The organism is Pseudomonas sp. SWRI50, assembly GCF_014269095.1.
GTDB lineage: Bacteria > Pseudomonadota > Gammaproteobacteria > Pseudomonadales > Pseudomonadaceae > Aquipseudomonas > Aquipseudomonas kermanshahensis.
This window is the reverse complement of record NZ_JABWRW010000010.1, coordinates 165,406-187,053: the sequence shown is the minus strand read 5'-3', so window position 1 is coordinate 187,053 and position 21,648 is coordinate 165,406. Positions and strand designations below refer to the sequence as shown.

21 protein-coding genes and 1 pseudogene are annotated in these 21,648 nt (G+C 64.4%); 17 read left to right on the top strand and 5 right to left on the bottom strand.

The annotated features are described in order from the left end of the window. From HU750_RS13530 to dddP, 3 genes and pseudogenes are all read left to right on the top strand, one after another. Positions 1–295, top strand: a pseudogene (locus HU750_RS13530) (glycine/betaine ABC transporter permease); the annotation flags it as partial. A 56-nt stretch (positions 296–351) separates the two neighbouring features. Beyond that, positions 352–1,380 carry a glycine betaine/L-proline ABC transporter substrate-binding protein ProX gene (gene proX, locus HU750_RS13525; protein WP_186680336.1) on the top strand — a complete coding sequence of 343 codons (1,029 nt, stop codon included), beginning with the start codon at positions 352–354 and terminating at the stop codon, positions 1,378–1,380. Positions 1,381–1,440: 60 nt separating this feature from the next. After that, positions 1,441–2,787, top strand: coding sequence for a dimethylsulfonioproprionate lyase DddP (gene dddP / locus HU750_RS13520; RefSeq protein WP_186680332.1), 1,347 nt, complete (start codon positions 1,441–1,443; stop codon positions 2,785–2,787). Between the two features lie 51 nt (positions 2,788–2,838). Here dddP and HU750_RS13515 read toward each other — a convergent pair whose 3' ends face one another. Beyond that, the gene (locus tag HU750_RS13515; protein WP_027593643.1) at positions 2,839–4,590 is read right to left on the bottom strand and encodes a BCCT family transporter; all 1,752 of its coding nucleotides are present in this window, start codon (positions 4,588–4,590) and stop codon (positions 2,839–2,841) included. Positions 4,591–4,903: 313 nt separating this feature from the next. Between HU750_RS13515 and HU750_RS13510 the strand changes: the two genes are divergently transcribed. Genes HU750_RS13510 through HU750_RS13500 form a run of 3 tightly spaced genes read left to right on the top strand, consistent with a single transcriptional unit; the run spans position 4,904 to position 6,139 of the window. After that, on the top strand, positions 4,904–5,221 hold the full coding sequence (locus HU750_RS13510; RefSeq protein ID WP_027593642.1) for a hypothetical protein: 318 nt from the start codon (positions 4,904–4,906) through the stop codon (positions 5,219–5,221). 20 nt (positions 5,222–5,241) lie between these two features. Continuing rightward, on the top strand, positions 5,242–5,442 hold the full coding sequence (locus HU750_RS13505; RefSeq protein ID WP_027593641.1) for a DUF1289 domain-containing protein: 201 nt from the start codon (positions 5,242–5,244) through the stop codon (positions 5,440–5,442). 55 nt (positions 5,443–5,497) lie between these two features. Further along, positions 5,498–6,139, top strand: a complete 642-nt coding sequence (locus HU750_RS13500) for a LysE family translocator (protein ID WP_027593640.1) — start codon at positions 5,498–5,500, stop codon at positions 6,137–6,139. Positions 6,140–6,157: 18 nt separating this feature from the next. Here HU750_RS13500 and HU750_RS13495 read toward each other — a convergent pair whose 3' ends face one another. Next, positions 6,158–7,729, bottom strand: coding sequence for an IclR family transcriptional regulator domain-containing protein (locus HU750_RS13495; protein WP_186680328.1), 1,572 nt, complete (start codon positions 7,727–7,729; stop codon positions 6,158–6,160). A 172-nt stretch (positions 7,730–7,901) separates the two neighbouring features. On the opposite strand from HU750_RS13495, the gene HU750_RS13490 reads away from it, so the two are divergent. The 11 genes from HU750_RS13490 to HU750_RS13440 all read left to right on the top strand — a co-directional run bounded on the left by HU750_RS13490 (position 7,902) and on the right by HU750_RS13440 (position 18,550). Further along, the gene (locus HU750_RS13490) at positions 7,902–8,711 is read left to right on the top strand and encodes an RraA family protein (RefSeq protein ID WP_099454443.1); all 810 of its coding nucleotides are present in this window, start codon (positions 7,902–7,904) and stop codon (positions 8,709–8,711) included. Between the two features lie 3 nt (positions 8,712–8,714). Next, positions 8,715–9,161, top strand: coding sequence for a nuclear transport factor 2 family protein (locus tag HU750_RS13485; protein WP_027593637.1), 447 nt, complete (start codon positions 8,715–8,717; stop codon positions 9,159–9,161). Positions 9,162–9,198: 37 nt separating this feature from the next. Further along, complete coding sequence (locus HU750_RS13480) at positions 9,199–10,605, top strand: aldehyde dehydrogenase (NADP(+)) (protein ID WP_186680325.1); 1,407 nt, start codon at positions 9,199–9,201, stop codon at positions 10,603–10,605. 13 nt (positions 10,606–10,618) lie between these two features. Next, on the top strand, positions 10,619–10,912 hold the full coding sequence (locus HU750_RS13475) for a Dabb family protein (protein WP_027593635.1): 294 nt from the start codon (positions 10,619–10,621) through the stop codon (positions 10,910–10,912). Between the two features lie 86 nt (positions 10,913–10,998). Continuing rightward, complete coding sequence (locus HU750_RS13470) at positions 10,999–12,288, top strand: MFS transporter (protein ID WP_027593634.1); 1,290 nt, start codon at positions 10,999–11,001, stop codon at positions 12,286–12,288. A gap of 67 nt (positions 12,289–12,355) precedes the next feature. Then, on the top strand, positions 12,356–13,165 hold the full coding sequence (locus HU750_RS13465) for an NAD-dependent epimerase/dehydratase family protein (protein ID WP_186680322.1): 810 nt from the start codon (positions 12,356–12,358) through the stop codon (positions 13,163–13,165). Then, positions 13,162–14,250 carry a mandelate racemase/muconate lactonizing enzyme family protein gene (locus HU750_RS13460; protein ID WP_099454440.1) on the top strand — a complete coding sequence of 363 codons (1,089 nt, stop codon included), beginning with the start codon at positions 13,162–13,164 and terminating at the stop codon, positions 14,248–14,250. Before HU750_RS13465 ends, HU750_RS13460 begins: the two co-directional genes overlap by 4 nt. 90 nt (positions 14,251–14,340) lie before the next feature. Continuing rightward, positions 14,341–15,210, top strand: a complete 870-nt coding sequence (locus HU750_RS13455; protein ID WP_186680319.1) for an aldose 1-epimerase — start codon at positions 14,341–14,343, stop codon at positions 15,208–15,210. A 52-nt stretch (positions 15,211–15,262) separates the two neighbouring features. Further along, the gene (locus HU750_RS13450; RefSeq protein WP_186680316.1) at positions 15,263–16,543 is read left to right on the top strand and encodes an OprD family porin; all 1,281 of its coding nucleotides are present in this window, start codon (positions 15,263–15,265) and stop codon (positions 16,541–16,543) included. 86 nt (positions 16,544–16,629) lie between these two features. Continuing rightward, complete coding sequence (locus HU750_RS13445; RefSeq protein ID WP_186680314.1) at positions 16,630–17,592, top strand: alpha/beta hydrolase fold domain-containing protein; 963 nt, start codon at positions 16,630–16,632, stop codon at positions 17,590–17,592. 139 nt (positions 17,593–17,731) lie between these two features. Then, on the top strand, positions 17,732–18,550 hold the full coding sequence (locus HU750_RS13440; protein WP_186680312.1) for a substrate-binding periplasmic protein: 819 nt from the start codon (positions 17,732–17,734) through the stop codon (positions 18,548–18,550). A 3-nt stretch (positions 18,551–18,553) separates the two neighbouring features. Here the strand turns inward: HU750_RS13440 and HU750_RS13435 are convergent, their stop codons facing one another. The 3 genes from HU750_RS13435 to HU750_RS13425 form a co-directional block, all read right to left on the bottom strand. After that, the gene (locus HU750_RS13435) at positions 18,554–19,138 is read right to left on the bottom strand and encodes a nucleotidyltransferase family protein (protein WP_238348902.1); all 585 of its coding nucleotides are present in this window, start codon (positions 19,136–19,138) and stop codon (positions 18,554–18,556) included. After that, on the bottom strand, positions 19,120–20,148 hold the full coding sequence (locus HU750_RS13430) for an XdhC family protein (RefSeq protein ID WP_186680310.1): 1,029 nt from the start codon (positions 20,146–20,148) through the stop codon (positions 19,120–19,122). Before HU750_RS13430 ends, HU750_RS13435 begins: the two co-directional genes overlap by 19 nt. Before the next feature lie 143 nt (positions 20,149–20,291). Further along, positions 20,292–21,638, bottom strand: a complete 1,347-nt coding sequence (locus tag HU750_RS13425) for a c-type cytochrome (RefSeq protein ID WP_186680308.1) — start codon at positions 21,636–21,638, stop codon at positions 20,292–20,294. Between the last annotated feature and the right edge of the window lie 10 nt (positions 21,639–21,648).

Here is a 21,648-nt window from a genome sequence, read left to right as displayed (position 1 = left end):
GCTCAACCAGACCCTGATGCTGTCGCTGTCGATGGTGGTGATCGCCTCGATGATCTCGGTCGGCGGCCTGGGCCAGATGGTGCTGCGCGGCATCGGCCGGCTGGACATGGGCCTGGCCACCGTCGGTGGCATGGGGCTGGTGCTGTTGGCGATCTTCCTCGACCGCCTGACCCAAGCCATGGGCGCGCGCACCAATGCCGACCCGAGCCTGCGCTGGTACCACACCGGCCCGGTGGGCCTGGTGCTGCGCCTGTGTGGCGCGGCGCAACCACAAGGGCAGCGCAAGGCCGCCTGAAACACCGCGTTCTATCTGCCGCAACCCTCGACAACAACCCGAAAAGGTACGCGAAGATGTACGAGTCCCCGTTCACCCGTCGTTTGCTTCAGTGCGCTTGTGCCATCGCGCTTTCTGTGACGTGCCTGGGCGCCAGCGCCTCCACCGACAAGACAGGGGAGGGGGTGAAGATAACCCCGTCGTTCCCTTCGGTGGATGAAGAACGCTTCCGCGGCGAAATCGCCATGCAGGGCCTGCGCGAATTGGGCTACAACGTGCAGAAACCCAAGGAAACCGAATACGCCACGATGATTCTGGCAGTCGGTTACGGCGACGCCGACTTCAGCGTCAACCTGTGGGACAAACTGCACGCCAGCTTCTACGAGAAGGCCGGCGGCGACCAGAACATGGTCAAGGCCGGCGATATCATGCCTGGCGTGTTGCAGGGCTACCTGATCGACAAGAAAACCGCCGATCAATACAACATCAAGTACATCACCGACCTGAAGAAGCCCGAGCTGGCCAAGCTGTTCGACACCGACGGCGATGGCAAGGCCGATCTGACCGGTTGCAACCCCGGCTGGGGCTGCGAACTGGTCATCGCCCACCACATGAAGGCCTATGACCTGGACAAGACTGTGCACGTCAACCAGGGGTCGTATTTCGCCTTGATGGCCGACACCATCACCCGCTTCAAGGAAGGCAAACCGGTGCTCTATTACACCTGGGTACCCCAGTGGGTGGCCGGGGTGATGGTGGAGGGGCGCGACGTGGTGTGGCTGCAAGTGCCCAACACCGATTTGCCGGGCGGCGGCAACAGCGTCGATACCACGTTCGAGGGCAAGAACCTGGGCTTTGCGGTGGACAAGGTCGAAGCGGTACTCAACCGAGCGTTCGCCGACAAGAACCCGGCGGCACTGAAGTTTCTGTCGCTGGTGCAGATCAGCGCGGCGGACGAGAGCGCGCAGAACTTCAAGATGCAGAACGGCGAGAAGAACCTGAGCGACATTCAGCGCCACGCCCAGGCGTGGATTGCAGCGCATCGTCAGCAGTTTGATCAATGGCTGCAGGCCGCGCGAGCGACAGCGGTGCAAGCCAGCAACTAGCGGCGCCACCTTGCAGGTGGGTGATTCTTCCAACACTACGATCAAGGAAGCCCTCGCACCATGATGACTTCGCCGTTCTCGATCCCCGCCCAGTCACGCCGTATCGACCCGTCGCGCCAGCGTGCTGCCGCGCTCAGGGCCGACGGCTCGGTCGATGACAACGACCGCAGCGAAATCGGCCCGACCCCTTTGGCGTTCGCCGAGTGGGCCGCGCTCGGCCTGCAGGTGCCGCAGTTGGCGACGATGCGTGAGTACCGCCTGCAACGCATCTGCGAGCAGCTCGTGGCCCGCGACCTCGGCGGCATTCTGCTATTCGACCCGTTGAACATCCGCTACGCCACCGACAGCACCAACATGCAGCTGTGGACCACTCACAACCCCGCCCGTGCCTGTTTCGTCGCTGCCAGCGGGCATGTGGTGCTGTGGGATTTTCATGGCTGCGACCACCTCTCGGCACACCTGCCGTTGGTGCGTGAGCTGCGCAGTGGCGCGTCGTTCTTCTATTTCGAAACGGGCGAGCGTACCGACGAACATGCCCGGCGTTTTTGTGCCCAGGTCGACGAACTGCTGCGAACCCATGCCGGCGACAACCGCCGCTTGGCCGTGGACCGCATCGAGGTTGCCGGCCTGCGAGCCCTGGACGCCTTGGGCGTGCAGGTGCACGACGGCCAGGCGGTGACCGAGTTCGCGCGTTTGATCAAGGGCCCCGATGAAATCCGCGCCATGCGCTGCGCGGTGGCTTCCTGTGAAGCTGCCATCGCTGAAATGCGCCAGGCCATGCGCGCCGGGGTAACCGAGAACGACGTCTGGGCGGCGTTGCACAGCGGTAATATCCGCCGTGGCGGCGAGTGGATCGAAACCCGCATCCTCAGCTCCGGCCCGCGTACCAACCCGTGGTATCAGGAGTCCGGCCCACGGGTGCTGAGCGACGGCGACCTGCTGTCGTTCGACACCGACCTGATCGGCGTGTACGGCTTTTGCGTCGACATGTCGCGCAGCTGGATGTGTGGCGGGCTTGAGCCGACTGCCGAGCAAAAACGCCTGTATCGAATCGCCCATGAGCACATCCAGGTCAACGCCGACATGGTCAAGCCTGGCGTGCGTTTCTCCGAGCTCACCGCTAATGGGCATCGTCTGCCGGAAAGCTGCCGTGCCCAGCGTTATGGGGTGATGTTCCATGGCGTGGGGCTGTGCGACGAGTACCCCTGCATTCGTTACCCGGAAGACTTCGACGCCTACGGTTACGAAGGGGAACTGCAGCCTGGCATGGCGCTGTGCGTAGAGGCCTATGTGGGGGAGGTAGGAGGGCGTGACGGGATAAAACTGGAGAACCAGCTGCTGGTGACGGAGACGGGGTATGAAGTGCTGACCCATTACCCGTTCGAAGGCAGTTTTCTCGACGAGTGACTGAAGCGGCCCGGGCCCGCTTGGCGGCCCCGGGTCGTTGCAGCGTAGGGGTTATCCGTTCAGCTCGGCGTCGGCCAGGGGTTGCGCCTGCTTGCTCGCAGACTTCTTCTCCTGCACCACGATGTAGAACTCCTCGCCGTGTTTCACCGCGCCATACAGCACGGCCTTTTCGATCAGCTCAGTGCCACGCAAGTGGCGCAGCATCATCGGGTCCTTGCGCAGGTCGCGGTACAGCGCCAGGCACAGCAGCACCATCACTACGACAAAGGGTAGCGCCACCACGATGGTCAGGTTCTGCAGCCCGGTAAGCGCTTCGCCGGGGTCGCGTGGGTCGCCGATCGCCAGCATGATCGCCGCCACCGTGCCGGTCAGCGCCCCCCAGAAGATCACGGTGCGCCGTGATGGCGTGGTGGTGCCGTGCTCCGACAGGGTACCCATGACCAGAGACGCGGCATCGGCACCGGAGACGAAGAAGATACCCACCAGGATCATCACCAGCACCGAGGTCACCGAGGCCAGCGGGTAGCTGTCCAGCAACTGATAAAGGGCATGGTTGCTGTTCACGGCGCCATTGACCAGTGCGAAGCTGCCTTCGCGCAGGGCGTCGATGGCGGCACCGCCGAAGATGGTGAACCACACCAGGCTGACCAGGCTCGGTACCAGCAGCACGCCGGTGACGAATTGGCGGATGGTGCGGCCGCGGCTGATGCGGGCAATGAACATGCCGACGAAAGGCGTCCAAGAGATCCACCAAGCCCAGTAGAACACCGTCCAGCCGGCCAGCCAGCTGTCCATCTGCTCACCGCCGCTGGCGTTGGTGCGGGCCATCATCTCTGGCAGCATCTTGATGTAGATGCCGATGGAGGTGGGCAGCAGGTTGAGCATCAACAGCGTCGGGCCAACCAGGAACACAAACACTGCCAGCACCAGCGCCAGCACCATGTTGGTGTTGGACAGCCACTGGATGCCTTTGCCGATGCCAGAGACCGCAGAGGTGACGAAGGCGATGGTCAGCAGGGTGATGATCGAGATGTAGAACAGCTTGCCGGGGCTCTCGATCCAACCGTTGTACTCCAGGCCACCGGCGATCTGCAGGGCGCCAAGGCCGAGCGAGGCGGCAGAGCCGAACAAGGTGGCGAAAATCGCCATCATGTCGATCACACGGCCAATTGGGCCGTTGGCGTGTTTACCGATCAGGGGCCGGAAGGCGGTGGAAATCAGCTGCGAGCGGCCGCGTCGGAAGGTGCCGTAAGCGATCACCAGGCCAACGATGGCATACATGGCCCAGGGGTGCAGGGTCCAGTGGAACAGGGTGGTGGCCATGGCCACCTGCATGGCTTCGCTCGATTGCCCGGTGGTCGACCCGGGAGGCGGTGACACGTAATGCGACAAGGGTTCGGCAACGCCGAAGAACATCAGGCCGATGCCCATACCGGCGCTGAACATCATGGCCACCCAGGAAACCGTGCGGAACTCTGGCGCTTCGCCATCACGCCCTAGCGGAATTCTGCCGTAGCGGCTGGCGGCCAGCCACAGCACGAAGATGACGAACACGGTCGAAGTAAGTACGAAAAACCAGCCAAAGTTGAGAATGACCCAGGATTGTGCCGAGGACGCGCTGGCGGCCAGGCTGGCCTGGCTGATGAAGCCCCAGATGACGAAGCCGATGGCCAGGATGCTGGTGATGCCAAAGACGATCCAGTCGATCTTGCCCTCGAGGTGCCGGTCCTGGCGCGCTTCTGCAGTCTTCGAGGGGTCCGTCACGCCAAGGTCGAGCGTTTCGGTAATGTGTTCCTTTGCCATGAATGGTGTTGCCCCTTTGTGGCTTACCTGCGCGTGCAGGCTTGTTGTTGTGGGCTGCCGGGGTCGATGACGGTCTCGGCGGGGGAGTCTTGCCGGGCCGATTATCCTGTGCGAGTCACAGCGCTTCCTGTCCCGAATGCGCCGTGGGGCATCCATTGAACGACCTGTTTAATACTTTTAGTTCCGGGGGCGATGGCCCTATTTGTCCCGCGTTCTGGTACCCTGATGGGCATTACCCTGGCCCGCACTCCCGAGCACCGTAGAAGCGGCGCTGCCTGCGAGCCTGGCCTTATCAGGAAACGGAGATTCGTCAATGGCCACTGACCGTGTGAGCCTGATTCATTTCGATAAATTGAGCATGAGCCCTGCCGCTGCCCAACGGTTCCAGACTGCCCTCGATGCCCTGGAAACACTCAAGCTGCAGGACCGGTACGTGTACCTCGTTGCTCCTTATCTGGGTGATATCGCCGACGCCTCTGACCGTGAGCAACTGAAAACTGCCGAGGCACAGTGCGTTCGTGTGGTGGAGGAACTGTTGGCCGCCAAGTCGATTACCAAGGCCAAGTCCGAAGAGCTTCGCAAAGTCTTTGAAGAAGCCGCCGAACGTGTGCGCGCTGAAATGCCGGCCTGAATGTTGGTCTTGAGCGTGTAATGGCCAAGGACATCGACAACCCCTGCGTCTCGCTTTGCCAGCTCAACAGCGAGCTGTGCGTAAGCTGTGGCCGCACCCGTGAAGAAATCCGCAAGTGGCGCGGCATGAAGCGCCCTGAGAAAATGGCCACCGTGCAGCGCGCGGCCACGCGGATGAAGGCCATCGTCAAGAAGAACGCGAAGCGGCAGAATACCGACTGACCGTTGTCTGTTGCCTCAACACTCAACTCCCTGAACGTTAAATCGAGCCTGGAAAATGGATTCTCACTCGCTTCTTGCCTTTACCCTGGTCGCTGCGATCGCCATCGCCAGCCCTGGCCCTGCAACGCTGATGGCGATCAACAATAGCCTGGCCCACGGGCAGCGCAGCGCTGTCTGGTCCTCGCTGGGCAATGGTTCGGGACTGTTCTGCCTGTCGGCAGCGGCCATGCTCGGGCTGGGCGCCTTGTTGGCCAGCTCTGAAGTCCTTTTCAATGCGGTCAAGATCATCGGTGCCGCGTACCTGTTCTACCTCGGCGCACGGCAGTTGTTGAAGAAAGGCCCGATGCTGGAGGCGGGGGCGGAGGCAGGGGTGGCCAAGCAACGCCCGACGCCGATGAAACTGTACAAATCGGCGTTCCTGACGGCGGTGACCAACCCCAAGGCGACCATGTTCTTCACGGCGCTGTTCCCGCAGTTCATCGATCAGGGTGCAGCGTTGCTGCCGCAGTTCCTGATCCTGACCGGGATCTTTGTCGCCTTGTCGCTCGTTTCGCTGACCCTGTACGCCGCGCTGGCCTCGCGTGCCAAGGGCGTGTTGACCCGGCCCAGCCTTTCGCGCTGGGTGAGCCGGGTGGTGGGGACGACCTTCATTGGCTTCGGTGCGGCCATTTTGACCATGCGTCGTCAGGCCGCGTAAAGGTTAACCGCAGGGCCCTCAAACCCGTGTATGCATTTGCAGCAGGCATCCTGAGTCCGGTGCATTGCCCAACGCTTCGAGCTTCAGGGCCTGCCGCGCACTGGTGATGAACAAGGTAGCGCCTGCTTCCCCGCCAAAGCACAGGTCTGTAGGGCACGGCACCGGCAGGCCGATCATGCGGTCCAGATTACCGTCGGCATCGAAGCGTGCCACGCTCCAACCGTCCAGTTGGGTGGTCCACACCCCACCTTCACTGTCCAGCGCCAAACCGCCAAGCCGGCCACCCCCCAGTGGCAGCGAGGCGAGCCTGCGCACGCTGCTGCTGCCCGGCTGCAGCAGCAGGATGTCACCGGCTTCCGGGGCCAGTGCATATACTGCTGAGCCCTTGGCGTCCCAGCGGAAAGCACTGACTTGCTCCGGTAACGACCAGCCATGGCGCAACTCGCCCTCAGCACTCAGTTCGCCGATCAGGCAACCACTGGCAGTCTTCGCGCACGCCCACAAGGCCCCCGAAGGGTGCGTGGCCAACGCCAGCAGACGGCTGCCGAGCAGGTCCTGACGCGGGTGCTCATGGCCTTCCCAGTCGACCAACGACCACCCGCCAGCCTGGGCCACCAGCAGCCCGTCGGGGTGCAGCTCCATGCCGCGTACCGGCAGGTCAAGGCGCGTCAGCTGGCGGCTGGTGTGCCCGTCCCAGCAGTGGATCGCCGGTGCCAGGGTGTCGGCCCAGTACAAGCGCTTCTGGCCCGCATGCCAGCGCGGAAACGCGCCATGGAATGCCCAAGGCCCGGGTACCACGCTGAGTTCGCCCGCGGCTTGCGGTGCGCTGTCGGGGCGCAATTGCTCGCCTACCCGGCGTGCGGCCTCGGCCAGTTCAGGGCCGAGCAGCGTCAGGCGTTCCAGGGTCAGCCGGTAGGCTGGCCCTGCGACACTCAGGGCGCCACGCACCTGGCCTTGCTTGTCGACGATCGGTGCGGCGACGCAGCGCACACCCAGGCGGATTTCCTCGTCGTCCAGGGCGTAGCCGCGGGTCTGGGTGATCTGCAGCTCAGCCAGCAGCCGACGGCGGTCAGTGATGGTCAGAGGGGTCAACGGTGCCAAAACCAGCCCCTTGAGAATTTCATCGCGAGCGGCTGCAGGCAGCGCCGACAAAATCGCCTTGCCTTGCCCCGTGCAGTACACCGGCTTGCCTTGGCCGAGGCTGGCCGCCGAGCGTTGGGTATGCGCGCCCTCGCAGCGCTCCAGCGATAACACCTGGTTGCCATCGAGCACCGCCAGGTACGAGGTCTCCCCGGTTAGGTCGCGCAGCGCGCGCAGCTCTTCGCTGGCCGCCGCCACCAGGTCAGGTTCCAGGTAGGCGTTACGGACCATCTCCAGGTACTTGAAGCCCAGGCGATAGACCTTGCGGGTCGGGTCGCGGCGGATCATGCCGCGCTCCACCAAGGTGGCGATGATGCGGTACAGCGTGGTGCGCGGCAGCGGTACTTGCTCGGCCAGTGCAGCCTGGCTGATGCCCGAAGCGGTAGCGCCAATGGCCTGCAACACATCCAGGGCTTTTTCCAGTGCTGCGGTGCCTTCACCCGTTTTCATTGTTTTCCCACCCTTTGGAACTCGGTTGCCAAGGGGCACAGTCTGCCTCTTTTCAGCGGGATTTTCCGCCATAGAATCAGCCTCAGCAGGGCTTGAAGCGATTATGTGTCCCACATTGTGGGATTTCGCCTGGGCCGATCATCGGATGAACCCGCGAGGAGAACCTACAACAATGTCCGTCATCCATAACTACGCCGATGCCCACGAGAGTGTCTCTGCCAAACAGGTCGAGGTGAGCGACGAAGTGCTTGCCAAGCTCGCCACGTGCAGCAGCGGCTCGCTGACCACTCAACTGTTCAAGCGTGGCTTCCGCCAGCCGGCGCTGGTTGGCTTGCGTGCCATGACCCGTGATGTAAAACCGTTCGCCGGGCGTGCCTTCACCATGCGCTTCATCCCGGCCCGTGAAGACATCGACACCTATTCGACCATGACCACCAAGCCCAATGACGACAACCTGCAATGGGTGGGTGTGGAGCAGATTCAACCGGGTGACGTGCTGGTCATCGACAGCCGCAACGACCCCGCTGCCGCCTCGGCCGGCAATATTCTGGTAACCCGCCTGCTGGCTCGTGGGGCCAAGGCCATCGTCACCGACGGCGCCCTGCGCGATGGCAGCGAGATCGCTGCCATGAACCTGCCGGCCTATGCCCGGGAAATTACCGCCACCACGCGTATCTCCTACCACCACGTGGCCGACCTTCAGGTCCCGATCGGTTGTGCCGGCGTGGCCGTGTACCCCGGCGACATCATCGTCGGTGATGCCGATGGCCTGACCGTGGTGCCTGCGCACCTGGCCGAGGAACTGGCCGAGGTGTGCAGCGTGCAAGACGACATCGAGCACTACCTGGCCATGCGCATCGCGGCCGGCGAAGCGCTGTGGGGCGTGTACCCGCCGAGCCCGGCGTCGGTCTCCGACTACCATGCCTGGGTTGCCGCTGGCCGCCCGGCGATCCCGTCGATCATCACCCAGCAGGGGGCCTGAACCATGGCCGAGCACAAGCATGCGCAACTGATCCGCCGTTATTTCGCTGCCTGCAACGCAGGTGATTACGACCAACTGGTGTCCTGCTTCACGCCTGACGCGGTGCACTACTTTCCGGCGGGCTTGCCAGAAATCCCTTGGCGCAGCGCAGACACCATCGCCCGCAAATGGGTGTGGTGCGTTGAGCAGCTGGGCTCGCAGTGGACCATCGAAAAGATCCTGGTCAGCCATGACAGCGACGAAGCGGTGATCGAGTGGACCCACTGGAAGCGCAAGCTTGGCACTGCGGTGCGTGGGGACGAGTGGTACCTGTTCGATGAGCAGACCGGGTTGATCAAGGAAATCCGCGCCTATTACGCCTCGCCAGCGCAGCAGGACGTGGAAATCAACGAACTGGTCGATTTCGACTACGTCGGCCGTGGCTATCACCTGGAGCCGAAGGCTCGTTGAGCACGGTGGCTGCACTGAACGATTCAGGAGTAAAGCAATGACCTCTCATCAAGACCCCAACCTGGCCGCCATCGACGCCATCGTGGCCAAATCTGCTGCCGCTGCGCACGTTTGGGCTGACGCCAGCGCCAGCCAGCGCGCCACGTTGCTGCGCGGCCTGGCCGATGCGCTGGAGCAGCACCAGCCGGACCTGGTCGCTATCGCCGACCGTGAGAGCGGGCTGGGCGAGGCACGCCTCAACGGTGAAGTCGCCCGTACCGCGTTTCAGCTGCGCGGCTTTGCCACTGAAGTAGAAGCCGGCGTGCCTTACCGCCGAGTCGACGATGCCGCAGTGGCGGGGGCTCCTCCCGCTGGCCGCCCACGGCTGTCACGTATCCAGCGGCCACTGGGCCCGGTGGCGATGTTTTCAGCCAGCAACTTCCCGTTCGCCTTCTCGGTGCTCGGTGGGGACACCGCCTCGGCGCTGGCTGCCGGCTGCCCGGTGGTGGTCAAGCCGCACGCCGGCCACCCTGAGCTGTCTCGCGCCGTATTCACCTTGGCGGCGGCCGTGGTGCGTGCCCAGGGCTTGCCGGAAGGCCTGCTGACCTTGGCCGAAGCCCCCAATCGCGCCGCGGGTACCTACCTGGTGCAGCACCCCTCGATTGCCGCAGTGGCGTTCACCGGGTCCTACCAAGGCGGCAAAGCCTTGTGGCAGGCGGCCAATGCCCGTGCCCGCCCGGTGCCGTTCTTCGGTGAGCTGGGGTCGATCAACCCGTTGGTGGCGCTGCCATCCGCCCTGCAGCACGACAGCGAAGGCCTGGCCAAGACCCTGGCCGCCTCCATCACCCTTGGCTGCGGCCAGTTCTGCACAAGCCCCGGCGTGATCGTGCTGCTGGATTCGCCGCTCAGCCAGCGCTTCATCGCTCAATTGGCCGAAGCCATTGCGCCAATCCGCACGCACCGTATGCTCACCCCCGGCATGCAGCAAGGCTTTGAGGCCGCTGCCGCCAGCGTGGCCGAGCTTGCCCGGCCGTTGTTCGCGCAGCAGCCCGAGGGTGCCGGCCCCGCGCCGCGGCTGTTTGCCACCGACGCGGCCGCTTTCATTGCCAATGCGCACTTGCGTGAAGAGATGTTCGGCCCGGCCGCGTTGGTCGTCACCGCGCAGTCGATCAGCCAGGTCGCCGACGTGCTGGATGCGGTGGGCGGTACCCTGACCACCACGCTGTGGGGCCTGGACGCCGACAGCGAGGACAACCGCCGGTTGTTGCGTGCTGCGCAGCGGGTATCCGGGCGGGTATTGTTCGCCGGTGTGCCCACCGGTGTTGCCGTGTGCCATGCCCAGCAGCATGGCGGGCCATGGCCGGCCTCCACTGCACCACAGACCACCTCGGTGGGTTTTGCGGCCATCGAGCGGTTCTTGCGCCCGGTCGCCTTGCAGGACGCACCGGCCTGGGTGCTGGGGTGAGGAGGGCAGGGCGATGATGCGACATATCGTGTTGTTCCGCCGGCTGGCCGGGGTGGATGCCCAGCCTGAACTGGAAGGCAGGCTGGTGGCGCGGATGCGCGGCCTCACGGAAGAAATCGACTTCATTCGCGACTGGAGAGTCGCCGCCAACGAACTGGATCGGCCGATCTGCTGGGACTACATCCTCGAGTCCAGCTTCGACGATGCCCAGGCCGTGCAGCGTTACCTGCCACACCCGGCGCACCAGGCCCTGGTCGCCGAGCTTAAACAGTACTTCGAGTGGGTAGCGGTGGATTACAGCGTCTAGACCTCTGATCAGCGCCCGGCTCGCTGACGGGGCCAGGCGCTATAACAAAAAAGATCCGGCATCACAGGTGCCGGGCGGAGTCGTACATGAACAAGAAAAAGAACTACCGCTGGACGATCCTGACCCTGTTGTTTCTGGCCATGATCATCAACTATGTCGATCGCGCTGCCTTGTCGATCGCCATGCCTTTCATCACCCAGGAATACCACCTCACGCCCGCCGAGAAGGGCATGATTTTCAGCAGCTTCTTCTTCGGTTACGCGCTGTTCTGTTTCGTCGGTGGCTACTTGGCCGACCGTTACGGCCCCAAACGCGTACTGACCTGGTCCATGAGCTTCTGGTCGGTGCTGTGTGGCTCTACCGCCCTGGCGTTCAACTTCTGGTCGCTGCTGATCGTTCGCGCCCTGTTCGGTGTAGGTGAAGGGCCGGTTTCGACCACGGCCAACAAGACAGTGAACAGCTGGTTCCCGATCAAGGAGCGTGCCCGCGCCATAGGTATCAACCAAGCGGGCGGCCCGTTGGGCGGCGCCTTGGCCGGTCCCATCGTCGGTTTCCTCGCGTTGTGGCTGGGCTGGCGAGTGGCCTTCGTGGTCATCGCAGTGATCGGCGTGCTCTGGGCCATTGCCTGGTGGCGCATGGCAGCGTCCACGCCAAAGGAACACCCGCAGGTTTCGGCCGAAGAACTGGCGCTGATCAACGAGGGCCGCGAAGCCCCCGTGACCGCCGTGGAAGAGGCGCCGCGCACGCCGGTTTTGCAGATCATCCTGCAGCGTTCGGTGCTGGTCACCGGTGTCTCGCTGTTCTGTTACAACTACATTCTGTATTTCTTCATGACCTGGTTCCCCAGTTACCTGATCGACGCCAAGGGCATCGACCTGAAGGCCATGAGTATTGTCACCGCGTTGCCATGGCTGGTGGGCACTGTCGGCTTCGTCTGCGGTGGGCTGCTGATCGACTGGGTGTTCAAACGCACCGGCAAGCAACTGTTTTCGCGCAAGGTGGTGCTGGTTACGTGCCTGCTGATTGCGGCAGTGTGCATCGGTTTGACCGGGCAGGTGCAAAGCGTGACCAGTACGGTCGCGGTCATGACCGTGGCGATCGGCTTCTTGATGCTGACTGCGCCGGCTTACTGGTCGTTGATCCAGGATGCCGTGCCCGATCATCAGGTCGGTACGGCTGGTGGTTTCATGCACGGGCTGGCCAATCTTTCGGGCATCGTTGCGCCGACCGTGACCGGGTTCATTATCCAGTCCACCGGCACCTACGCCAGCGGCTTTGGCCTTGCGGCGGCGCTAGGGGTTGTAGGGGCCTTGATCGTCGCCTTGTTCGTCGGCCAGAAACCGGCAAAACAGGCAGCAGCCGTCGCTACCGCTTGACTTGATGGCACCTCCAGCGGGGCAACCCGCTGGGCTTCTGCACTTCACACGTTTTTGGGAATTCGCCATGCCTACGCTTCTTATCACCGGCGCCGCCGGTATCGTCGGAACCGCGCTGCGCCCTTACCTGCGCGAGCGTTTCACCCTGCGCCTGCTGGACCGCAGGCCGGTCACCGAGTTGAACGCAGGCGAAGTTGCGCTGGTCGGCGACCTGACCGACCCGGCCTTCGTCCGCCAAGCCACCGAAGGCATTGACGCGGTGCTTCATCTGGCCTGCGCCCACGGCACCGACATTCACTTTCAGAGCACTGTGCAGCCCAACTACCATGCCACCCTGTACTTGCTCGAGGCCGCGCAACGGGCTGGCGCCAAGCGCTTCGTGTTTGCCAGCAGCCACCATGTGCTGGGCCAGTACCACAGCCAGGCGGCCACTCATTTCGACGACAGCCCGGTGGCCCCGGACAGTTACTACGCCTTGAGCAAAGTGTTTGGCGAAGCGGCCTGCGCCATGTTTTCGCAGCGCAGCGACCTGGCCACATTCGTCGTGCGCATCGGCAATGCCGACCCCAAGGTGGCCGACGCCCGTCGGCTGCGCTTGTGGACCAGCGCCCGCGACCTGGCGCAGTTGGTGCTGATCGGCCTGGAGCACCCGCAGGTGCGTCACGAGATCGTCTATGGCGTGTCGGAGTGCCCGGATGCGTTCTTCCATAACCGCCGCGCCCGTGCGCTGGGCTATTGCCCCCAGGATAATGCCAGCGATCATCTGGCCGACGACTTCCTGGCCTACGAGGCCATGGCGCCGGTAGGCTCTGGCCGCGATCACGTTGGGGGGGCCTACGCCGGTGTGCCTTTGGCCAGTGTTCTGGAGCAAGCATGAAAATCGTCCGTATCGATACCCAGGTCGTGGAAATTCCTTTCCAGGATGGCGGCAAGGGCCTGGGCATCACGCCGACCACCTGGCACACGCTGGAAAACGTGCTGATTCGATTGGAAGACGAGCAGGGTAACGTCGGCTGGGGCGAAGCCTTTGGCTACTTCGTCGCCGATGCCACCAAGGCCCTGATCGATCGCCTGATTGCGCCGCTGCTGCTGCACCGCCAGGTCGATGACATCGCCGCCTTTAACCGCGAACTGCAGTTGCGGTTGCACCTGTTCGGGCGTTATGGGGTGACGATGTTTGCCATTTCCGGCGTCGATATCGCCCTGTGGGACCTCGCCGCCCGCCGCGAGGGCGTGCCCTTGCATCGCCTGCTGGGCCAGGCCCACCGCGAGCAGGTGCCAGCCTATGCCAGCCTGGTGCGCTATGCCGATGATGAGGTGGCCCCGGCGATCTGCGAAAAGGCATTGCGCATGGGCTTTGGTGACATCAAGTTGCATGAGGTGACGTTGCCGGAGATCGCCGCCTGCCGCGACGCCGTTGGCAACGACATACCGCTGGCGACCGACGTCAACTGCGCCTGGACGGCTGCGGACACCCGCGCCTGGCTGCCAGCATTGGCGGACCTGCAACTGGCCTGGCTGGAAGAGCCGATATTCCCACCGGAAGATTTCGCCACGTTGGCCAGCTTGCGCGGCCAGGGAGTGCCGTTGTCGGCAGGGGAGAACTGGTGCACTGCCGTGCAGTTCGAGCAGGCGCTGGTGGCAGGTGCGGTCGATTCGATCCAGCCCAGCGTGACCAAGGTCGGGGGTATTTCCGAATGCCTGCGCATCGCCGCGCTCGCTGACCAGCACAACGCCGTGGTATTGCCGCACTGCCCGTACTTCGGCCCCGGCCTGATCGCCACCTTGCACCTGGCGGCGGTGCAACAGCGCGTGCCACAAGTGGAGTACCTGTTCGTCGAACCGGCGGCCTGGTTGTACCCGGTCGAGCAACTGCGCCAGGGCAACTTGTTGCAGATCCCGCAGGGCCCCGGCCTTGGCCTGGACATCGACGTGCAAGTAGCCGAGCGCTACCGCCGCTGACGCTGGCGCGTATCCCGTAATTGCTCCCCTCCGCTGTGCCACGGCGCGGCGGCAGGGGCGACGTGTGCCCGTGAGGGCATCGGAGGTCCTATGCAACCGTTGGTTCTGAGCAACGCCACCTGGTCTGTCGGGCTGCTTCCTGCCTGGGGTGGGCGTATCGCCCACCTGCGTGCCGAGGGGCTCGACGTGCTGCTGCCGATCTCGGCCGAGCACTTCGACCCGCTCGACTGGCCGCGGGCTGGCGCGTACCCGCTGGTGCCGTACTCCAACCGTATTCGCAATGCCCAACTGCAGTTTGCAGGGCAGGCCTATACATTGCCGGCTCACCCCGCAGCGCGGCCGCACACCTTGCATGGGGTGGCGCACACACTGGCGTGGCACGTGCTAGAACCCTGTGCCGGGCAGTTGACCCTTGCCTGCGATTACCAAGGCGAGCACTGGCCCTGGGCATTTCGTGCCGAACAGCGTTTCGTGCTCGAAGGCAATCGCTTGAGCATCGTCCTGGCGCTGCTCAACCAGGGGGATTCCCCCATGCCTGCGGGCCTTGGGCTGCACCCGTATTTTCAACGCCATGTGGGGCTGAACGTACGTTACCAGGTTGGCCGGGAATGGCAGATCGATGATCAGTACCTGGCTACCGGCGGCTTTCGGCAGGCCACGCAGCCTGTGTCGATCGACGCCGATGACGCCCAGGCGTTGGCGCACTACCAGTCCTGCTGGGATGGGCTACTGGAACTCGATTACCCGGCGGGCAGCCTCAAACTGCAGGCAAGCCCACCCCTGAGCCATTTCGTTGCCTTTGCCCCGGCCGGCAGCCGCTACCTGTGCCTGGAGCCGGTTTCGCACCTGGCCAATGCCTTCAACCAGCCTGAACAGGCCTGGGGCGATACCGGCACCCAGGTGCTGGGCCCTGGCCAGCGGCTCGAGGCCACCCTCGAATTTACCTGGCAGCGACGCTGACAGCTTTGCCGACCGCTGTACCCGACACCCACAATAAAAGAGAACAACAACAATGAAACTCTCCTCGACTGGAGCGGGCTTCGCTCGCGCTGCAAAACCCTTGTCGCTGCTGCTCGGGCTGGGCCCACTGTGTGCCCAGGCGGCCTTTCTGGAGGACGGGAAGGCCAACCTGACATTGCGCAACTTCTACTACAACCACGACCTGCGCGACTCCACCAAGCCTGCGCAGTCCAAGCTGGAGGAGTGGGCCCAGGGCTTCATCCTCAAAGGTGAGTCCGGTTACACCGACACCACGGTCGGGGTGGGCGTGGACGTTTATGCCGGCCTGGGGCTAAAACTGGATTCATCGCCATCGCGCAGTGGCTCGGCGCTGCTGCCGGGCGCCTACAACCGTGCGGGTGGGCCCCGCAATGCTGACCCGCGTTCGGCTGACGAGTTTTCCGAGGCCACGGCAGCGGTCAAATTCAAGTATTCGAAAACCGAGTTGAAGGTGGGCGGGCTGTTCCCCAAAATCCCCCTGGTCAGCGCCGGCGATGCGCGCTTGCTGCCGCAGTTTTTCGAAGGCGCGATGCTCGATATACGCGAACTGGACAACCTCGATATTGGCCTGGGCCAGATGCGCAAGGTCAACCAGCGCGAGTTCGCCGGCGCTCGCGACATCCAGGTGGGCAACTACTACAGCGTGTTCAGTGACCGCTTCGACTACTTGGGCGGCACCTGGCGCGCCACCCCGCAGACGTCGCTGGGGCTGTGGACCGGTCGCCTTGCCGACGTCTACCAGCAAACCTTGTATACCGGTACCCAGGCGTTCAAAGCCGGCGACTGGAACCTTTCCGGCACTTTCAACTACCTCGATACTGGCGAGTCGGGCACTGAGAAGGCTGGCAATCTCGATAGCCGCATGACTTCGGCGATGCTCAGCGCCAACCTCAAGGCCCAGACGTTCCGCCTTGGCTACCAATACAACGCAGGCGACAGCGCCTTGCCGTTCATTCATGACACTGACCTGCCGGGGGTTGCCAACGCCGTACAGGTGCTGCGCTTCGACCGTGCCCAGGAGCGCTCGTGGCAGGCCCGCTACGACCTCGATTTCGCCGCCCTCGGCGTACCGGGGCTGACGGCGTTCGCCCGTTATGTGCGCGGGGACAACTTCAAGGTGGCGGGGGAGGATGGCAGTGAGTGGGAGCGCAACCTGGATGTTACCTACGTGATCCAGAGCGGGCCGCTGAAGAACCTGGCGTTGCGCTGGCGCAACGTCGAACTGCGCGGAGATGCGACCGGGCGGCGCGACGAGAACCGCGTGATCATTGCCTATACCTTGCCGCTGTTTTGAGCCTTTGGCCTGGGGCTGCTTTGCAGCCCCTCGCGACGCGCTCCCAACAATCCCGAACCGATTCACATCCCCCCAGGAAGACACCAGTGCCCCAGCCCTTGGACCCCGCCATGCAGGCCTACATCGACAACAGCAAGCGTTTCACCGCGACCGACAACAGCCTGGCCGCCCGGCGCTCGGCATTCCTGCAAGCCTGCCGCAATTGCACACCGCCACCGCCTGAAGGCTGGGGTATCGAGGACATCGACCTGCAGGGCCTGCGCCTGCGCTGCTATCAACCCGCCGGCCCGGCACCGGAAGGTGGCTGGCCAACGCTGCTGTACCTGCACGGCGGTGGCTGGGACCTGGGTAACCTCGATACCCACGACTGGTTCGCTTACGCCCTGGCGCGCCGGGCACCGATCGCCATCGTCGCGGTCGAGTATCGGCTGGCGCCAGAGCATGCCTACCCTGCACCGCTGGAGGACTGCCTGAAGGTGTGGTCGGCGTTGCGCAGTGGCCAGGTCGATGCGCGCCTCAGCCAGGCCCGCTTGATGGTCGCCGGCGACAGCGCAGGCGGCACCCTGGCGGCCGGCTTGTGCAGGGCACTGCGCCGTGACGGCCAGCCGCAGCCAGTGGGGCAATTGCTGGTGTACCCGGTACTGACTGCCCGGCGGCAGTTGCCGTCGATGCAGCAGCATGCAGAGGCACCGATGATGACGGTGGCGGGGCTGATGAAGTCCCTAGAAGGGTTTCTGCCGGTCAAGGCCGACCGTGATGACCCCTGCGCGATGCCGTTGGAGGCGGATGACTTCGCCGGGCTGGCCCCGGCCTGGGTGCTGGTGGCCAGTGTCGACCCACTGCGCGATCACGGCATCGCCTACTGTGACGCGCTTGCGGCGCATGGGGTGCAGGCCGATGCCTGGGTAGGCGAGGGGATGGTGCATTCCAGCCTGCGCGCCTTCGGGGTGGCTGAGGTCGAGCAGGCTTGGGACCTAATGGCCGCACAGTTGCTACAGTGGGCGCAGGGCACCCTCGATTCCGCCGACGGCGGGGCATCTGCGCACTGACGAAAAACCAGCCTGCCCGCCATTATGGGGCCAGACCGTCTACACCACGCGAAGCCAGATGCTGCAGTCTTCCACGGGATGTGGCAGCCTTTGGCGACCACGCCGGGTCGCCGGGTGCCACTTGTGCCGAGGGTTGTAGATGATCGAGCGTTGGGTTCGCCACGCCTTGCTGTTGTTGCTGTGCGGGTCCCTGCTACCGATGGGCGCGGGTGCGCAGGCGGCATGCCAGCACCTGACGGCCACTGGCAACCCTGAATACCCCCCGTACCTGTGGCGTGACCCGCACAACCCTCAGCAGTTGATCGGTGCCAATGCCGACTTACTCAAGCACTTGGGCAAGCAACTCGGGCTGGAGGTGGAGGTGGTCTATGGCGGGCCTTGGTCGCGTGCCCAGGAGGAAGTGCGCACGGGCCGTATCGACCTGCTGGCCGGGTATTTTCTGACCCAAGCGCGCACCCAGCTGATGGACTTCATAAGCCCCGCATTCCTGCACACGCCCAGCGTGGTCTGGGTGCGCCAGCAAGGGGCCTTTGCCTATCAGCAATGGTCGGACCTGCAAGGTCGTAAAGGCGGGACACTGGTCAATAACAGCCATGGCCAGCAGTTCGATGACTATGCCAGGGTCAGCCTCACGCTCGAAGCGGTGCCCAGCGCCAAGCAGGCCTTCGAGAAACTGTTGCTCAAACGCAGCGACTATGTGGTTTTCGAGCAGTACCCCGGCATGGCGTTGGCGCAGACGCTGGGCATGCAGGACAAGCTGCAGGTGCTGGACCCGCCCGTGTCCAGCGAAGGCTTGTACCTGGCGGTGTCACATAAATCGCCCTGCAATCAGCCACAGTTGCGCGAAGCGCTGACGCGGGAGATGAACCAGGTTGTGTCCAGCACGTTGCCGGAGCAATTAATGCGGCAGAACCTGGCACGTTGGCAGCAACAGCAGTCGCAAGCGCTCGCTCACTGACCCTCACATCGACGTCAGGGCTTGAGGCACGTCAACGTCCAGCACCACCCCAGCATCGTCGACGGCTACGCTGGCACACGCCCGCGGATTGTCCAGGATGACCTGCCTGCCGCCTTGGTCGCCGTGCAACTGCGCCAGTGCCGGCCAGAACGCACGGCCGAAGAGCACCGGGTGCCCGCGCTGGCCCTGGTACAGCGGCAGCACGATACGTGTAGCGCTGGCCTGCTCGCACAACGTGTGCAAGGTACGAGGTGCGATCCACGGCATATCCGCCAACAGCACCGCCACCGCCTGGGCGGGGGTCTGCAACAGGGCGGTGACCCCCGCTGCCAGGCTGGCGCCCATGCCGTGCTCGGCCTGGTCGGCCCATACGATCCGGGCACGCGGGTCGATGCCCAGTTGTTGCGCGTCGTCGTCCGGGCGCAGCACGATGTGCACCACGGCGAACTGCTCGAATGCACGCGCCAGCGTCGCTGCCAGCAGCGTCTGCCCCGAAGGCAACCGTGCCAGGCGTTTGTCGCTGCCAAAACGCTGCGATCGCCCAGCCGCCAGCACCAGCGCGGCGCAGGTCATGGGGTGTGCAGGCATGCCTCGGCCTCCCGGGCAAGCTTGGCCTTGGTCACGTTGACCGCGCCAGGCAGGCTCACGTCGTTTTTGGCAGCAAGGATCTCGGCCATGACGCTGACGGCGATTTCGGCCGGGGTCTTGCTGCCGATGTAGATGCCGATAGGGCCGTGCAGGCGCTGGAGGCTGGCTTCGGTCTCGCCGAAGTGTTCCATCAGGCGCTCGCGGCGCAGCTGGCTGTTGCGCCGCGAGCCGATGGCGCCGATATAGAACGCCGGGCTGTGCAGGGCTTCGAGCAATGCCAGGTCGTCGAGCTTGGGGTCGTGGCTGAGGGCGACGACGGCGCTGCGCAGGTCGGGGGCGAAGGCGCGAACCACGTCGTCCGGCATCCCGGCCAGCTTCACCACGCCGTCGACGCTCCAGCCGCCCATGTACTCGGGCCGAGGGTCGCACACCGACACCGTGAAGCCGTTGAACAGGGCCATGGTCGCCAGGTATTCGGCCAGCGCGCCGGCGCCGATCAGCAGCACGCGGTAGCCAGGGCCGAGGGTGCTGAGCATGCGCTGGCCGTCGAAGCTGAACTGATCCGGTGTGGCGCTGGCCGTAAGCGTGGCTGCGCCGCTGCGCACATCCAGCTCGCGGCGTATCAGGCTACCGCTGTCCAGGCCGGCCAGCAGTTGCGCCAGGTGTGCTGCCGATGGCTCGAACTCGAGGATCAGTTGCAGGGTGCCGCCGCAGGGCAAGCCGAAACGGTGGGCGTCCTCGGCGCTGACGCCGTAGCGAACCACCTCCGGCAGCCCGGTCTGCATGCCGGGGCCGCCATAGGCGGTGGTGTAACGGTGGATGAGATCGTCCTCGATGCAGCCACCGGACACGCTGCCGACCACGCGACCGTCGCTGCGCAGGGCCATCATCGAACCGACCGGGCGAGGGGAGGAGCCCCAGGTGCGGGCCACGGTGGCCAGCAGGACGCGTTCACCGCTGGCAAGCCAGTCGCGGGCGGTGCGCAATACCAGCAGGTCGATGCTTTCCATTCTCATTCTCCAAAGCGTAATACCTGTGCCGACCCTTTACTGATTCAGCAGGGTTGTGTGGGGAAATCACTCATCCACCCTTCTGTGGGAGCCGGCAACCCAAGGTGAACGCCTATAGAGACCGTGCCGTTCTCGATGAAACTTCATCGCATATGCAAGATGATTGGGCTGCTGCTGGCCGGGTCGGTGTGCCCGCGCAACGTGCTCACTGCCTGTGCATCCACCGCGCTGCCGTGGTTGCCCCAACTGCTGCGCACAAAGCTCAGTACTTCGGCAACCTCCTGGTCCGACAATTGCTCGCGGAAGGCCGGCATGCGGTAGGCATCGGGCAGGCCAGCGGCAACGATGCGTTGCGAGCCATTGAGGGTGATGTTGATCGCCGAGGCGTTCTCGCTGGCCAAGGCCGAGGTTGCGCCCGCTAACGGCGGCATCCATTCGGCCTGGCCCTTGCCGTCCAGCCCATGGCAAGAGGCGCAGCGTGTGACGTAGGTGTGCGCGCCCGGGCGCTCCAGTGTCGCCGCCGCCGATGCCGCTTGGTATTGCCAGGGCGTGCCGTCGCGTTGCGGATCGCCTGGCAGCGATTTCAGGTAGTGGGCGATTGCCGCCAGGTCCTCGTCGGCCATGAACTGCGTGGAGTTGTTGAACGCCTCGGTCATCGAGCCATAGACCACGGCATGCCGGTTACGCCCAGTCTTGAGAAACTGGACAATCTCGGCTTCGCTCCAGCGCCCAAGGCCGGTGTTGTGATCGGCGCGCAGGCTTGGCGCGTACCAGCCATCGAGCAGCGCGCCGGCCAGAAACGGCTTGCCGTCTTCATCCAGAGCCTTTTCGTTGAAAGCCAGGCCGCGCGGGGTATGGCAGCTGCCGCAGTGCCCGGGGCCTTGGACAATATAAGCGCCGCGGTTCCACAGAGGGTCCTGGCCAGCCTTGGTCACGTAGGGCGTAGTGGGCGCAAACAGCCCGTTCCACAACGCGATGGGCCAGCGCAGGTTCAGCGGCCACGGGATATCGCTGGGGATATTCGGCTGGTTGGCAGGTTGCACGCCCTGCATGAAAAACGCGTACAACGCACGCACATCGTCATCGCTGAGCTTGGCGTAGGAGGGGTAGGGCATGGCCGGGTAGAGCCGCCGGCCACCGGGGGCGACGCCATGGCGCACGGCGCGGTCGAAGTCGGCGAGGCTGTAGCCGCCGATGCCGGTATCCCGGTCTGGGGTGATGTTGGTGGCATGGATCGCGCCTAGCGGCGTGGCCATCTCCAGGCCCCCGGCGAACGGCTTGTTGTCGGGCAGGCTGTGGCAGGCTACGCAGTCGCTGAGCCGGGCCACGTACTCGCCGCGGCTGATCAGCGCCGGGTCGATGTTGGCATTTTGCTCGGCCACGAAAGGCGACGCGGGCTCCCGGGTGACATACCAGGCCAGCAGGCCTGCCGCGACCAGGCACGGCAGCGCCAGCCAGCCGGCGGTTCTTGCGAATCGGCTGTGGGTCATGGGCGTTCCT

Coding starts and splice junctions, on each gene's coding strand:
- proX (WP_186680336.1), top strand. CDS start 352: ATGTACGAGTCCCCGTTCACCCGTCGTTTGCTTCAGTGCGCTTGTGCC.
- dddP (WP_186680332.1), top strand. CDS start 1,441: ATGATGACTTCGCCGTTCTCGATCCCCGCCCAGTCACGCCGTATCGAC.
- HU750_RS13515 (WP_027593643.1), bottom strand. CDS start 4,590: ATGGCAAAGGAACACATTACCGAAACGCTCGACCTTGGCGTGACGGAC.
- HU750_RS13510 (WP_027593642.1), top strand. CDS start 4,904: ATGGCCACTGACCGTGTGAGCCTGATTCATTTCGATAAATTGAGCATG.
- HU750_RS13505 (WP_027593641.1), top strand. CDS start 5,242: ATGGCCAAGGACATCGACAACCCCTGCGTCTCGCTTTGCCAGCTCAAC.
- HU750_RS13500 (WP_027593640.1), top strand. CDS start 5,498: ATGGATTCTCACTCGCTTCTTGCCTTTACCCTGGTCGCTGCGATCGCC.
- HU750_RS13495 (WP_186680328.1), bottom strand. CDS start 7,729: ATGAAAACGGGTGAAGGCACCGCAGCACTGGAAAAAGCCCTGGATGTG.
- HU750_RS13490 (WP_099454443.1), top strand. CDS start 7,902: ATGTCCGTCATCCATAACTACGCCGATGCCCACGAGAGTGTCTCTGCC.
- HU750_RS13485 (WP_027593637.1), top strand. CDS start 8,715: ATGGCCGAGCACAAGCATGCGCAACTGATCCGCCGTTATTTCGCTGCC.
- HU750_RS13480 (WP_186680325.1), top strand. CDS start 9,199: ATGACCTCTCATCAAGACCCCAACCTGGCCGCCATCGACGCCATCGTG.
- HU750_RS13475 (WP_027593635.1), top strand. CDS start 10,619: ATGATGCGACATATCGTGTTGTTCCGCCGGCTGGCCGGGGTGGATGCC.
- HU750_RS13470 (WP_027593634.1), top strand. CDS start 10,999: ATGAACAAGAAAAAGAACTACCGCTGGACGATCCTGACCCTGTTGTTT.
- HU750_RS13465 (WP_186680322.1), top strand. CDS start 12,356: ATGCCTACGCTTCTTATCACCGGCGCCGCCGGTATCGTCGGAACCGCG.
- HU750_RS13460 (WP_099454440.1), top strand. CDS start 13,162: ATGAAAATCGTCCGTATCGATACCCAGGTCGTGGAAATTCCTTTCCAG.
- HU750_RS13455 (WP_186680319.1), top strand. CDS start 14,341: ATGCAACCGTTGGTTCTGAGCAACGCCACCTGGTCTGTCGGGCTGCTT.
- HU750_RS13450 (WP_186680316.1), top strand. CDS start 15,263: ATGAAACTCTCCTCGACTGGAGCGGGCTTCGCTCGCGCTGCAAAACCC.
- HU750_RS13440 (WP_186680312.1), top strand. CDS start 17,732: ATGATCGAGCGTTGGGTTCGCCACGCCTTGCTGTTGTTGCTGTGCGGG.
- HU750_RS13435 (WP_238348902.1), bottom strand. CDS start 19,138: ATGCCTGCACACCCCATGACCTGCGCCGCGCTGGTGCTGGCGGCTGGG.
- HU750_RS13430 (WP_186680310.1), bottom strand. CDS start 20,148: ATGGAAAGCATCGACCTGCTGGTATTGCGCACCGCCCGCGACTGGCTT.
- HU750_RS13425 (WP_186680308.1), bottom strand. CDS start 21,638: ATGACCCACAGCCGATTCGCAAGAACCGCCGGCTGGCTGGCGCTGCCG.